The organism is Acerihabitans sp. TG2 (genome assembly GCF_035013185.1).
GTDB lineage: Bacteria > Pseudomonadota > Gammaproteobacteria > Enterobacterales > Enterobacteriaceae > Acerihabitans.
The window spans coordinates 38,300-53,208 of sequence record NZ_JAYGJO010000016.1 but is presented as its reverse complement, the minus strand read 5'-3'; the positions used below and the strand labels follow the sequence as shown (position 1 = coordinate 53,208).

Annotated in this window: 7 protein-coding genes; 2 read left to right on the top strand and 5 right to left on the bottom strand. The window is 49.3% G+C overall.

Annotation, left to right across the window (positions count from 1 at the left end):
- Positions 1-190: 190 nt before the first annotated feature.
- Entirely contained in the window at positions 191-3,391 is a 3,201-nt protein-coding gene (locus SJI19_RS14885; RefSeq protein ID WP_323479052.1) for a M66 family metalloprotease, read from the bottom strand.
- A 527-nt stretch (positions 3,392-3,918) separates the two neighbouring features.
- Here SJI19_RS14885 and SJI19_RS14880 point away from each other — a divergent pair.
- Positions 3,919-5,553, top strand: a complete 1,635-nt coding sequence (locus SJI19_RS14880) for an ankyrin repeat domain-containing protein (protein WP_323479051.1) — start codon at positions 3,919-3,921, stop codon at positions 5,551-5,553.
- A gap of 88 nt (positions 5,554-5,641) precedes the next feature.
- Here the strand turns inward: SJI19_RS14880 and lpdA are convergent, their stop codons facing one another.
- The 4 genes from lpdA to pdhR form a co-directional block, all read right to left on the bottom strand.
- The gene (gene lpdA / locus SJI19_RS14875; RefSeq protein WP_323479097.1) at positions 5,642-7,069 is read right to left on the bottom strand and encodes a dihydrolipoyl dehydrogenase; all 1,428 of its coding nucleotides are present in this window, start codon (positions 7,067-7,069) and stop codon (positions 5,642-5,644) included.
- A gap of 234 nt (positions 7,070-7,303) precedes the next feature.
- Positions 7,304-9,214, bottom strand: a complete 1,911-nt coding sequence (gene aceF, locus SJI19_RS14870; protein ID WP_323479050.1) for a pyruvate dehydrogenase complex dihydrolipoyllysine-residue acetyltransferase — start codon at positions 9,212-9,214, stop codon at positions 7,304-7,306.
- Positions 9,215-9,229: 15 nt separating this feature from the next.
- Positions 9,230-11,899 (bottom strand): pyruvate dehydrogenase (acetyl-transferring), homodimeric type, encoded by a 2,670-nt coding sequence (gene aceE / locus SJI19_RS14865; RefSeq protein ID WP_323479049.1) that lies wholly within the window; start codon positions 11,897-11,899, stop codon positions 9,230-9,232.
- Positions 11,900-12,029: 130 nt separating this feature from the next.
- Positions 12,030-12,794 carry a pyruvate dehydrogenase complex transcriptional repressor PdhR gene (gene pdhR / locus SJI19_RS14860; protein ID WP_323479048.1) on the bottom strand — a complete coding sequence of 255 codons (765 nt, stop codon included), beginning with the start codon at positions 12,792-12,794 and terminating at the stop codon, positions 12,030-12,032.
- A gap of 641 nt (positions 12,795-13,435) precedes the next feature.
- On the opposite strand from pdhR, the gene SJI19_RS14855 reads away from it, so the two are divergent.
- Positions 13,436-14,812 carry an amino acid permease gene (locus tag SJI19_RS14855; RefSeq protein WP_323479047.1) on the top strand — a complete coding sequence of 459 codons (1,377 nt, stop codon included), beginning with the start codon at positions 13,436-13,438 and terminating at the stop codon, positions 14,810-14,812.
- The last annotated feature ends 97 nt before the right edge of the window (positions 14,813-14,909 follow it).

Below are 14,909 nucleotides of genomic sequence, written 5' to 3'. Positions count from 1 at the left end.
TGGAGTGATGACTAAGGTGATGGGCACGGCACGAGTCACTTACGCAGTGAGAAATAGAGGAGGTCAGCCTTAGCGGTCAAGAGTGGGACGATAATCGGCAAACGCGGTCCGGTTTGGTGGCGGGACGATGGGTTAAGTCGTTCAAACCGGACCTTATTTACGTTAAGTCTATCTCCATCGGGTAGGACGTTTACTTATCCGACGATTGATCAGTGCCGTCGGCGCTTGGCTCATCAGCGCTAAACCCATCAGCGTTAGGTTCATTCTCTTCACGCGGAGTTTCCAGACTGGTTACTTTTTTGTGCCAGCTATCCTGCGTGAAAATAAATGTTCCAATTTCACCTCTAGCGACAATAATGTGCCGTTCATCGTCCAAGTTGACGTCAATAGCTGAGCCCTCATTTTCAGCTATGACCACCTGTTGCCCTTCATACGCTGATACGGGCAGCTTGAGCGTATATAACCGATCTGATTTTCCCAGATAAAGGCTTACGGTAAAATTCTCCGCTAAGTAGTCCGCCAGCTTTTCTGGGTTATCATTCAGTTCCGTAACCTCATACTTGGTATTGATATCTTTAAATGAAGTTGAAGAGATTCCATTTATCGTGTATCCGAGATTTCTTGCTGGGCCATTGAGCGTTTGCGACGCGACCACCACCCCCCTGACCACGATCTCCGCTCTAGAGGGCCGATCATCCAGCCTGATATTCACGTGGAATTTATTCATGGCACCAATACTCACACGACCTCTGGCCAGTTCATAATGAACAACGCCGTTCGCCGTAGTGACCCTTAGATAACAACTGTTGGGATCGACGCTCCTGCTCGGTGAATAGACGAAACCATACCCACCATGCAACGCCGGATATATGGTGGTGGGCAGCGTTCTTTCAGGGTCATAGTAACCCACCAGCGTCGCTACCGGCACGCCAAACCCGCGAGGTACTCGTGTTCCCGCCGGATCGTTGCCGTCAAGCGTCAGCCAGCGGTCATTATCAACCACAAAACGTACCGCATCCCCGGTTCTATAGGTTAGGACTTGCCCATTAACAACCAGTACTACATCCCATGTTGCCCGGTTAATAAAAGAAATTATCCGGCCACTCGCAATTGGCGCTGCGGGCGGAAAGGCTATCTCTCTTACCCAGATACCATTCTCAGTAATGATTTCCACTTCAAGAAAATTTTGCAATAATTCTGCGAGACGAGTACCGTTTCTATCATTTCCCAATCGCACCAATTCTGCCATGCTATTGATAACAAACGTAGAATTATTGGCCGGCACCGTCAGCCAGCGACCATTATTAACTCCAAAGCGTACCACATCCCCGGTACTATAGGTTAGGTTTTGCCCATTAACAACCAGTACTACATCCCATGTTGCCCGGTTAATAAAAGAAATTATCCGGCCACCCGCAATCGGCGCTGCGGGCGGAAAGGCTATCTCTCTTACCCAGATACCATCCTCAGTAATGATTTCCACTTCAAGAAAATTTTGCAATAATTCTGCGAGACGAGTACCGTTTCTATCATTTTCCAATCGCACCAATTCTGCCATGCTATTGATAACAAACGTAGAATTATTGGCCGGCACCGGCGGATAGAAGGGCGGTAATATCGTGGTATAAGGCGTACCTGTGGGCAATTTAACAGCGCATTCCCAATTTTGGAAATCATCATCCTGCGAATTAAATTCCTCGTGATTATCACATCCACATTCACATTTGTCAGATTTGTGTTGGCCGTCGGCATTCTCCTCATCTTCAAGAACATTATAATCCGCTATCTCCGCAGTAAATGGGGTATTATTCTCCAGCCTGACCCAGGTATTATTCCGTACGCCAAAGATACTGGAATGCCTGTATGCAACAGGATGGTTTTGGTTACCAATACGGATATTCATCGTTAACTGGGCATGATTGTCAACATAAACGGTCGTATTTTCTAATGCCGCCCCTGCAACAGGGAGGTTAACATTTTGTGTCCAGTTACCATTAGTCGGGATTATATCTACACTACCCAGGCGTATGAGATGAGATCGGATAAAGTTGCCAGAAGGGTCATTGGCGATAGTGGTAAACTGCGATTGCCGAGCAATAACGAAACTTGGTGCTCTGACACGATTGGTGAAGTTAATATAACGCAAGGTTTGCGGATTCCAAATTTTGAATCCTGTCGGTGAGCTGCGAGAAAAAACAGCCTGCCGTTCAATGAAATTTTGGATGATATTAAGCACAAAAGGAGTGTGCAACGTGTAGTCAGAGAGTGGAGAACTTGCGACGCCGCTTGCCATCGCATCAGTATTAAACTGATTACCTTGAAAGGGCGGGACGCTGCCGCCACAGCAGTTCTGATTTCCACCTCTATTCCAAAAGAAGTTGGCAATAAAACGATTATGGCCGCGATCCCATCCCCATGCAGCGTTAACCCCTGTCTGACTGGGGCGTTGATGAGATGATCCCCGCCATTGTCCAGGGAAGTGTCCCAGACTATAGGCATGGCCCGCTTCGTGACTCCATTCATTACCAAGGGAGTCATCGATAGTGAGCATGCCGTTTCCCCCGCTGCCGCCATGCACGATTGTACCATTCTGATAACGACCGCGTGCATTATGCGCGGTAATCATGAATGCGACGTAGCTGTTTGGTATTTCCCTCGTCGCATCTGAGCTATTGATGCCGTAATTAGCACAATTGATCCCTTGGGAGATAAGAATCTTAGCAATATATTCACGCATATCACCCGTATGCCAGGAACCCGTCGTTGCCGATTGGGTCGTATAGACGGTGCCATTGGGCATAACAACTCGTGGAAAATGGACCGGCTCATACTCACCAACAATAAGACGGCTGACCGGAATTTTTTGATAATAATCCCGATGTAAAGAAGGCTGGTTAGCAAAACGAAACTGTCCACGCGGTGTTACCAGCATGCCTATATCGATCGTTTGAAAAATAACTTCATTAGGCGCACCAATAATAATATTATTCAGGCTACCGGTCTGATTGCCGCTATTAAAAATCAGGGTTAACCCCGGGTTTATCCAATTCGCGGGAAGGTTCAATGTCCACATATTCCGCGCATAGATAATATTGGTATTCCCTGGTGAATCCACTGCGGGTAACTGAGCTGGCGAAGCAAGATCAATAGTACCCAAGCGCAGACCATCAGCGCGTGTGCCAGTGACTGAAATTGACGCAGGTTGTGTCGATACCGGTTGTACCATTAATAAAGTATCGCGTTGCGCGACCAACCGAGGGCGACTATCATTGGGGGTAGGTCTTTGATAAATAGTTATATTTTGTGCATAACATATCCTGGCTGAAAAACTACCAGTAAGATCATTAGTTACTGGTAACTCATCAAACGCAACGCTATTGAATGATTCCATTATATTTACCTCATAAATATAGGGTTATATCGAATAGATAACATAAAACTCACACAATCCAGATGATATATAATTCGTTTTGTTAATTACATTAACTATAAAAATTACAATTACATATATTTATCAGCAAGGCAATTCCAAAAATTAGTATTAAAAAATCAATAAATGGCATTGCACTAAAATGCATGGCGATAATTATTTTTATTTACTAATTGTTCTCTGGTGAGTGATGTTACCAGTTGCGATTAAGATGAGGTTTTGCGAGCAAGTCAGTGTGGTCAGAGCAATCAATCACCATTTTTTTTGATCATTTAAGCTAGTGCAGATGCGTCAGTCCCAGGATTTTCACCCCTTGACACTGTTTATTTCAACGTTGTATATATCAGATTAAAAAATTAATTTATTTTAATTTATTTCGTTTAATATAGGCACCTAAGATCGTTAATTTAATGCAAAATTATAAATCACTCCAGGACCATTCAGTGAAGTACATCAACCGATCTTTTATTTTTAAGGAATAACTTATCATGTTTAATATATTGTCATCTTTACCTTCACTTTCCACCCCGACGTGGACCTCGGGGCTGAAATATAACAGTAGCACAGACACCCCAACCCAGATCTATAATACTACCGAATTACTATTTGTTATTTCACAAAATTCAAAAAATTCAAAAAATTTATCTGGCATAACAAGACATTTGATTAGTGCAAAAAATGCTACGCCAGTTGATCCTTATAGCATCAATAGAACGGCACCAAGGGCAGAGCACTATTTCACGGGTGACCTGCAAAGTGGATATACTGTTATTTCTGTCCCTGTACCAAAGGATCCGCATGAGGCCTTTATCCGCGCGGTTGCGGGTACACAAATATCACCGCTAATGGTCGCAGCGGCGGAGAATAACGTCAGTTTATTAAAGTCATTGCTGAAATCCAATCCCACGATAGACATGAAAGATGCAAAGGGCCGCTCCCCCCTTATGTATGCCGCTGAGTTTAATAGTCTACGTGCGTTAACGGTATTACTGAAACGGGGCGCCTCTCGCTCAGTTGTCTGCAAGCAGGATCAAACTGCGCTGATGTATGCTGTAAAACAAGGCAACATATTGATAGTTGATAAATTATTAAAAAATAGCATTCAGGATATACCACAAATGATACCAATGGTTGACTTACAAGACAGCCAAGGATTTTCCGCGTTGATGATGGCGGCAGACCGTTCTGATCCCAGAATACTTACCCGCCTATTAAAATCCAACCCCAATCCTATGCTCACCAACCTCAACGACCAGACTGCCGCCATGCTGGCGGCACAAGCGGGTAGTGTGAAAAGTCTAAAGGCGTTGATCAACTATGCCGGAGAAAAGTCAGCAGCATTAGTTAACGCTCACGATAATAACGACAAGAATGTGATGGCGTATGCGTTGCCAATAAACAATTTTGAGATGAATGAATTATTGTGGTCTTCTGGCGCTAAAATCCCCACAACTGTCTATGGTGAGCAGCATAAAAACGTGCTCATTTGTGCGCTGGAAAATGCCTCTATTGAGATAGTTGAAAAAATAGTGCAACGCGTCAATCCGCGGCTAAAAAAAGTTCTCCTTAATCACCGTGATATAAACGGTATGAATGCACTGATGTATGCGGTGAAGTTGGACAAACAATCGGTTATCACCAAGATGCTCGACAGCCTGCCAGACCTGACAGTCAAGCGGCTGTTAGCAATACGGGATAACCAGCGTCATTCTATTTTTCATTACTTAATCAAATCCGAAACCCCGTTAGATACATTTAAGTTGTTATTGAATAAATGTATGTATAGAACCCCCGCCCAAGCGATATTCAAAAAATTCCTTTTGCCTTTATTACGAAATGCGATAGTACATTCTAATATTGAGGTAGCGCAATTTTTGCTCACCTATGATGACAAAAGCTATTTCAACAGATTATTGGCGGCAAATACGTCCCACGGACTCACGGTATTAAGCATTGCAGCAAAAAAAGGACAACTAGAAAGTGTGAATTTTTTACTGGAAAAAGGGGCGTATGCCTATCCCAACGCTAACTATGTTAACAAAACTGCGGCGATGTTTGCAGAGGAGAATGGGCATAAGCGCGTCGTTGAGCGACTGGCGGAGTTTGCTGCTCACGCTAGGTAAATAACCTACTCGATCAACACGTGGCACACCAACGCAAAAACGGCTCCCAAGGAGCCGTTTTATCACCAAACTCATTGAGTAGGATGGATTATTTCTTTTTCTTTGCCTTAGCGTTAGGTAAATCGGTAATGCTACCTTCAAACACTTCTGCCGCCAGGCCAACCGATTCATGCAACGTCGGGTGAGCGTGAATAGTCAACGCAATATCCTCGGCATCACAGCCCATTTCAATTGCCAGACCGATTTCACCCAAGAGTTCGCCGCCGTTCACACCCACTACCGCACCACCAATCACCCGATGCGTTTCTTTATCGAAAATCAGCTTGGTAACGCCGTCTTGGCAATCAGATGCAATGGCGCGACCCGATGCCGCCCAAGGGAAGGTAGACACTTCATAGCTGATGCCTTTTTCCTTCGCTTCTTTCTCGGTCAAACCGACCCAAGCCACTTCCGGCTCGGTATACGCGATGGATGGGATCACTTTGGGATCGAAATAGTGTTTTTTGCCAGCGATAACTTCCGCCGCCACATGACCTTCATGGGTACCTTTATGCGCCAGCATCGGCTGACCAACGATATCGCCGATAGCATAGATATGGGGCACGTTGGTACGCAGTTGTTTATCCACCCGGATGAAACCACGATCGTCCACTTCTACCCCGGCCTGGCCGGCATCAAGCATCTTACCGTTCGGTACCCGGCCAATGGCTACCAGCACCGCATCATAGCGCTGCGGTTCAGCGGGTGCTTTTTTACCTTCCATCGTGACATAGATGCCGTCTTCCTTGGCTTCAACCGTGGTCACTTTGGTTTCCAGCATCAGAGTAAACTGCTTGCTGATGCGTTTGGTATAGACCTTGACGATGTCTTTATCCGCCACCGGGATCACCTGATCGAACATTTCAACCACGTCGATTTTCGATCCCAGAGCATGATAGACCGTCGCCATTTCCAGGCCGATAATACCGCCGCCCATCACCAGCAGTTTTTCCGGCACTGTCTTTAACGCCAATGCGTCGGTAGAATCCCACACGCGCGGATCGTCATGAGGAATGAACGGCAGCTTGATCGGCCGTGAGCCTGCGGCAATAATCGCATTATCAAAATTAATGGTGGTAACGCCTTTTTCACCCTCAACTTGCAGGGTGTTAGCGCCGGTAAACTTGCCGACACCATTAACCACCGTCACTTTACGGGCCTTTGCCATACCGGACAAACCGCCGGTCAACTGGTTGACAACCTGTTCTTTCCATTTACGGACTTTATCAATATCCGTTTTAGGCTCGCCGAAGGTGATGCCGTTTTCACTTAACGCTTTCGCTTCTTCAATCACTTTGGCGACATGCAGCAGGGCCTTGGACGGTATACAACCGACATTCAAGCAAACCCCACCCAGGGTGGCGTAACGTTCCACCAGCACGGTCTCCAAACCTAAATCTGCACAACGGAAGGCGGCGGAATATCCTCCCGGACCCGCCCCAAGTACCACGACCTGGGTTTTGATTTCAGTACTCATCATGACCTCTTAGTTGTTTGTCCGGCGGGTAAGGCGTTAATTTTCTGGCGAATTAAGGGCATAACGCACGGACGCCACCGGGACGCCTCCAGCAAAACCAGTTTACAGAATTGTTAATACTCTGCAAAGCATGTTCGGACGGGGCGCGATCTGTTAGCCCTGCCGGTGCCTGCCAACTGGCCCGGCGGGGCCACATCCAACAATCAGGCCGGTCTGTTAACACCGGCCTCGGGTTTACATCACCAGGCGACGAATATCGGACATCACGTCGTTGATGAAACTGATAAAACGCGCGCCCGCCGCACCGTCAATGACCCGGTGATCGTAGGACAAGGATAGAGGCAGCATCAGTCGTGGTGTGAACTCCTTACCGTTCCATACTGGCTTCATGGCCGATTTGGAAACACCCAGGATTGCCACTTCCGGCGCGTTGACTATTGGCGTAAAGGACGTGCCGCCGATACCGCCAAGGCTGGAAATGGTAAAACACCCGCCCTGCATATCTGACGAGGTCAACTTGCCGTCACGGGCCTTTTTGGAGATAACTGACAGCTCGCGGGACAACTCGACGATGCCCTTCTTGTTTACATCGCGGAATACTGGCACTACCAGGCCATTGGGGGTATCTACCGCCACACCGATATTGATGTATTTTTTTAGCGTCAGTTTCTGCGCGTCTTCCGACAAAGAGCTATTAAAGCGCGGCAACTCTTCCAACGCTTTGGCCACCGCTTTCATGATGAACACCAGCGGGGTAATTTTCACGTCCAGCTTTTTCTTTTCGGCTTCGGCGTTCTGCTGCTTACGGAACGCTTCCACTTCGGTGATATCCGCTTCGTCAAACTGAGTGACGTGGGGGATCATGACCCAGTTGCGATGCAGATTGGCACCAGAGATCTTCTGGATTCGACCCAGTTCCACTTCTTCAGTGTCACCAAACTTGCTGAAGTCGACTTTCGGCCACGGCAGCAGACCTGGCAGCGATCCGCCGCTTGTCGAAGCCGATGCTGACTCAGCGCGTTTAACCGCATCTTTGATGTAGGTCTGGATATCTTCACGCAGGATACGGCCTTTACGTCCGCTACCTTTTACCTTGGCCAGATTGACGCCAAACTCGCGCGCCAGGCGACGAATCACCGGCGTAGCATGTACATAAGCATCATTTTCAGCAAACTCGCCCTTAGCGGCCGATCCGGTCTGGGCGGCGGTGTTTTTATTCGCCTGGGACGCGGGTGCTGGCGCCGCCGCTGCGGCAGTTTCAGTCTTACCGGCAGCCGGAGCCGCGGCGGATGCCGCGCCAGCCACTTCAAACACCATGATCAACGAGCCGGTGCTAACCTTATCACCAGTGCTGATTTTGATCTCTTTAACCGTACCCGCGAAAGGTGCGGGCACTTCCATCGAGGCTTTATCACCTTCAACGGTAATCAAGGATTGCTCTGCTTCAACCTTATCACCGACTTTCACCATCACTTCGGTGACTTCCACTTCGTCGCCGCCGATATCAGGAACATTAACGTCCTTGCTACCGCCAGGTTGGGCCGGTGCAGCCGCTGGCTGGCTAGCCTGGGCAGGTGCCGCGGGGGCCGTCGCTTCACCGGCGGCGCCTGCCACTTCAAACACCATGATAAGCGAACCGGTGCTGACCTTGTCACCGGTGTTGACCTTGATCTCTTTCACGGTACCGGCAAAAGGTGCTGGGACTTCCATTGAGGCCTTATCACCCTCAACGGTAATCAAAGATTGCTCAGCCTCAACCTGGTCGCCGACTTTTACCAGTACTTCGGTGACTTCCACTTCGTCACCACCGATATCCGGCACATCAATATTTTTACTGACCGCCGCACCACCCACGCTCTGCTGTTCAGCTGGAGCCGGTTTATCGTCGCGTTGAGCCGGAGCCGCCGCACCTTCGGCATCGTCAAAAATCATGATCAGTGAACCTGTGGTAACTTTATCGCCGACAGTCACTTTCAATTCTTTAATGACCCCCGCCTGCGGCGAGGGGACTTCCATGGACGCCTTATCACCTTCGACGGTAATTAGCGATTGCTCGGCTTCAACCTTGTCGCCGACCTTGACCAGCACTTCGGTGACTTCAACTTCATCAGCACCGATATCCGGTACGTTAATTTCAATAGCCATTGATTTTTCTACCTCTTATGCCAGGCGCGGGTTGACTTTATCCGCATCGATGCCGAACTTGGTGATGGCCTTCGCAACGATGTCGGTACCGATCTCCCCACGTTTAGCCAGTTCTCCCAACGCAGCCACAACCACATAGGATGCGTCCACTTCAAAATGGTGGCGCAAGTTTTCGCGGCTGTCGGAACGGCCAAACCCATCAGTACCCAGCACGCGGAATTCGCTAGCCGGAATAAAGTTGCGGATCTGCTCGGCAAACAGTTTCATATAGTCGGTGGACGCCACGGCTGGCGCATCGCTAAGGATCTGGGCAACATAAGGCACCCGCGGCGTTTCACCCGGATGCAGCATGTTCCAGCGTTCGCAATCCTGACCGTCTCGCGCCAACTCAGTGAATGACGTTACGCTGTACACATCAGAACCCACGCCGTAATCCTTGGACAGGATCTCAGCCGCTTCGCGCACATGGCGCAAAATCGCACCGGAACCCATCAGTTGAACCTTGCCTTTGGCGCCGTCGAGGGTTTCAAGCTTATAGATACCTTTACGGATACCATCTTGCGCACCTTCAGGCATGGCTGGCATGTGGTAGTTTTCGTTCAGCGTCGTCAGGTAATAATAAACATTTTCCTGCTGCTCGCCGTACATCCGGGTCAGACCGTCGTGCATGATGACGGCGACTTCATAGGCATAAGCCGGATCGTACGAGATACAGTTGGGAATGGTTAAAGACTGGATATGGCTGTGACCATCTTCATGCTGCAACCCCTCGCCGTTAAGCGTGGTGCGTCCCGACGTACCGCCGATCAGGAACCCACGGGCCTGCTGATCGCCAGCCGCCCAGCACAGATCGCCGATCCGTTGGAAACCGAACATTGAGTAATAAATATAGAACGGGATCATCGGCAGGTCATTGGTACTGTATGACGTTGCCGCAGCCAGCCATGATGAGGCCGCACCCAGTTCATTGATACCTTCCTGGAGGATCTGGCCTTTCTCGTCTTCACGATAGTAGGCAACCTGTTCGCGATCCTGCGGGGTGTACTGCTGGCCGTTCGGACTGTAAATACCAATCTGGCGGAACAGACCTTCCATACCAAAGGTGCGCGCTTCGTCGGCGATAATCGGCACCAGGCGATCTTTAATCGACGGGTTCTTCAACATCACGTTCAACACACGAACAAAGGCAATAGTGGTAGAAATCTCTTTCTTTTGTTCTTCCAGCAGCGCGCCAAAATCTTCCAGGGTTGGCAGTTCCAACGGCTTGGTGAAGTTTTTCAGTCGAGTCGGCAGATACCCGTTAAGCGCCTGACGGCGTTCATGCAGGTAGGAATATTCTTCCGAACCTTCCTTGAACGTGATGTAGGGTAGTTTTTCTAGCTGATCATCGGGCACCAGCGGAGACAAATTAAAACGATCGCGGAAGTAACGCACGCCGTCCATGTTCATCTTCTTGACCTGGTGGGCAATGTTCATGCCTTCCGCCGTTTCACCCATGCCGTAGCCTTTAATGGTATGGGCGAGGATCACCACCGGTTTACCGGTCGTTTTACGGGCTTTTTGTAGTGCAGCGAAAACTTTTTTCGGATCGTGACCGCCACGGTTCAATGACCAGACTTCATCGTCACTCATATCCTTGACCAGTGCAGCAGTCTCAGGATATTTGCCAAAGAAGTGTTCACGCACATAAGCGCCGTTCTTCGACTTAAAGGTCTGGTAATCGCCATCAACCGTTTCATTCATCAGTTGAATCAGCTTACCGCTGGTATCTTTACGCAGCAGTGCGTCCCAACGGCCGCCCCAAATCACCTTGATCACTTCCCAGCCGGCGCCGGCGAAAATGCCTTCCAGCTCGTTAATGATTTTGCCATTACCGGTAACCGGACCGTCCAGGCGCTGCAGGTTGCAGTTAATGATGAAGACCAGGTTATCGAGCTTTTCACGGGTGGCAATGGTGATTGCACCCTTGGATTCCGGCTCATCCATTTCGCCATCGCCCAGGAAAGCATAAACCGTCTGCGCACTGGTATCTTTCAGGCCACGGTGGTTCAGGTATTTCAGGAACTTGGCCTGATAGATAGCACCGATGGGTCCCAGCCCCATGGAAACAGTTGGGAACTGCCAGAATTCAGGCAATAGTTTGGGATGGGGATAAGAAGGTAGACCTTTACCATGCACTTCCTGGCGGAAGTTGTTCATTTGCTCTTCGGTGAGGCGCCCTTCCAGGAAAGCACGGGCGTAGATCCCCGGAGAGATATGGCCCTGGAAATAGACCAGATCGCCGCCGTCTTTGTCACTACGGGCACGGAAGAAATGGTTGAAGCAGACTTCATAAACTGTCGCGGCAGATTGGAAAGAAGCCATGTGGCCGCCCAAATCCAGATCTTTCTTCGACGCATGCAGGACGGCCATGACCGCGTTCCAGCGGATTGCCGAACGAATGCGGCGTTCAAGTTCCAGATTACCGGGATACTCAGGCTCGTCTTCAACCGGGATGCTATTGATGTAATTGCGGCCCGAGGCACCAGCAGCGATACTAACGCCACCTTTGCGTGCACCATCAAGCACCTGATCAATCAGGAACTGTGCGCGCTCAATACCCTCTTCACGGATAACCGATTCGATCGCCTGTAGCCAGTCGCGTGTCTCGATCGGATCCACGTCATTGTATAAACGTTCTGACATGGTGGTGTTCCTTATCTATCGCTAATAATTGGTTTAGTTGGAGCCTGTCTTCCTGCGTTCCGGCGCCCGGAGCGCACGAAGACAGGCTCATTGCTTTCGTTGCCGTATTCAGCACCCGTCAACCGGGCACTTAGTCCTTGCGTTGCTGGAGTCGGCGCAGCGATCGTTCACGCCGACTATGTTCCCGACTGAGGTCCAGCAATACTTCCTCAATAAACGCCAGATGGCGGTGTGACGCCTCACGGGCCTTTTCCGGCTCGCGGGCCACGATCGCCGCAAAAATTCCAGCGCGGTGGCTGCTCACCTGTGCCAGCATTTCCCGGCGCGAGTAGAGCAATTCAAAATTCTGACGCACGTTTTTTTCCAGCATGGGTCCCATGCAGCGCACCAAATGCAATAAAACCGCATTATGGGCGGCTTCGGTCACGGCGATTTGATACTGCAAAACGGCATCGGCCTCGGCCTCGAGATCGCCGTTTTTCTGAGCCAGCTCAATGATCTGGTGGCAATCTCGTATCCGATCGATATCTTCTTCGGTTCCACGCAATGCGGCATAATAGGCAGCAATGCCTTCCAGGGCGTGACGGGTTTCCAGCAGATCGTATTGTGATTCGGGGTGTTCGGCCAATAATTCAGCCAGCGGATCGCTAAAGCTCTGCCAGAGATTATTCTCGACAAAGGTGCCGCCGCCTTGGCGGCGCATCAACAACCCTTTTGCTTCCAGGCGTTGGATCGCTTCCCTCAGTGAGGGGCGGGATACATCAAACTGTTTTGCCAGTTCGCGTTCGGGAGGCAGTTTTTCACCGGGACGTAGCGTCCCTTCGAGTATCAGGTACTCCAGCTGCTGCTCAATAACATCCGAAAGTTTTGCTTGGCGGATTTTACTATAGGCCATTTATAATCATCTGTGCAAATTGCCCGGAGTCAATTGGTAATACCAATTTCATAAACGTGACGCTAAAGTAACAAAGTATTCACCTCCTGTCCATGGCGGCTTTGACTTAAATCATAAAAGCCAGCACATTTAAACAATTGCACTAAGCTTGTGCTGCATTTTGATAACTAACCGTCTTCATTAAGTGAAATAGGTGAATGGTGCATTTAACCGTTCATTAACGCATATGCGTTAATGCTGAACCGTTTGAGCTCAATAATAAATGCATAAAATAAGCTAATTTATGCATTGTTATTTAATTTCACGTGTTTTTAACGCTGCCTATTACTCACCCTTCTCGTGACAGCTTAAGCATGGGATGCGTCAGATCATGGTTTTAGGAATTTACGCCAGATGCCCAACAAATCAGGTGCAAACTTTTTTACATACCACTATTCTTGTTCCGACAACAGCCTGTGGATGTTATTCGCCTTTCGGCTTGCGTAAAAAATTATGTACATAAATTGTAGTGTATGGCGTACATCTTGCATCTATGCCCTACATAGTTCACGTGACAGGGGAAACCATCACAACTGCAACGTGAAGTATGACGGGCATATCCTTGCAATTTACCGCTGACCGCAACGACAGAGGAATTAACGATGGATGGGAAACAGCGCACAGAGACGCTGAAACGTGGGCTAAAAAACCGGCATATTCAACTTATTGCCTTAGGGGGCGCCATTGGCACCGGGTTATTCCTCGGCATTGCGCAGACCATTAAGATGGCCGGTCCGTCGGTGATCCTGGGTTATGCCATCGGGGGCTTTATCGCGTTTTTGATTATGCGGCAATTGGGCGAAATGGTGGTTGAAGAGCCGGTTGCCGGATCCTTTAGCCATTTTGCCTATAAGTATTGGGGAAGTTTCGCTGGATTCGCTTCCGGTTGGAATTATTGGGTGCTGTATGTGTTGGTTGCCATGGCCGAATTAACCGCGGTAGGCATTTACATGCACTACTGGTGGCCCGAGTTACCCACCTGGGTATCCGCCGCCGTATTTTTTGTGCTGATTAACCTGATTAATCTGTCCAATGTGAAAATCTACGGCGAAATGGAATTCTGGTTTGCCATCATTAAAGTGGTGGCCATCATCGCGATGATTATTTTCGGCGCCTGGTTATTATTCAGCGGCCACGGTGGTCCGCAAGCCAGCATGACCAACCTGTGGGCGCAGGGTGGATTCTTCCCTCATGGCGTCAACGGCCTGGTCATGGCAATGGCAGTGATTATGTTCTCGTTCGGCGGCTTGGAACTGGTGGGCATTACCGCAGCGGAAGCGGATAATCCTCGATACAGCATTCCCAAGGCCACCAACCAGGTTATTTATCGTATCCTGCTGTTTTACATAGGCTCTCTAACTATTTTACTCTCACTGTACCCTTGGGGGAAAGTGGTGGAAGGCGGCAGCCCGTTTGTGCTGATTTTCCATGCGCTCGACAGTGATTGGGTCGCCACCATACTCAATATCGTGGTGCTGACCGCTGCGCTGTCGGTGTATAACAGCTGTGTGTACAGCAACAGCCGTATGCTGTATGGCCTATCGCGCCAAGGTAACGGTCCCAAAGTTCTGGCGAAGGTCGATCAGCGCGGCGTGCCGGTGATGGCCATCGGCGTTTCGGCGCTGGCCACCGCCATTTGTGTGCTGATTAATTACCTGATGCCCGGCAAGGCCTTCGGCCTACTGATGTCACTGGTGGTGTCCGCCTTGGTGATCAACTGGGGCATGATAAGCCTGGCGCATTTGAAATTCAGACGGGCCATGGCACGACAGGGAAAGGTTACTCAATTCCAGGCGTTATGGTATCCGTTTGGTAATTATCTTTGCCTGTTGTTTATGGTTGCGATCCTGGTGGTGATGCTCATGACGCCGGGCATGGAAATTTCGGTTTATCTGATTCCGGCATGGTTATGCCTGTTGGCGGTTGGTTTTTACTACAAGCAAAAAACGCAGCGGGCCTTGGGTACAGAGGTATCCTAGATGATGTAAGTTCATTGACCGCGTCACCGGATTTCGGGCGGCGCGGTGCCCTTCCCTCGCACTGCAACCCTGTTATTTACCTCACAGTTTCACTCTT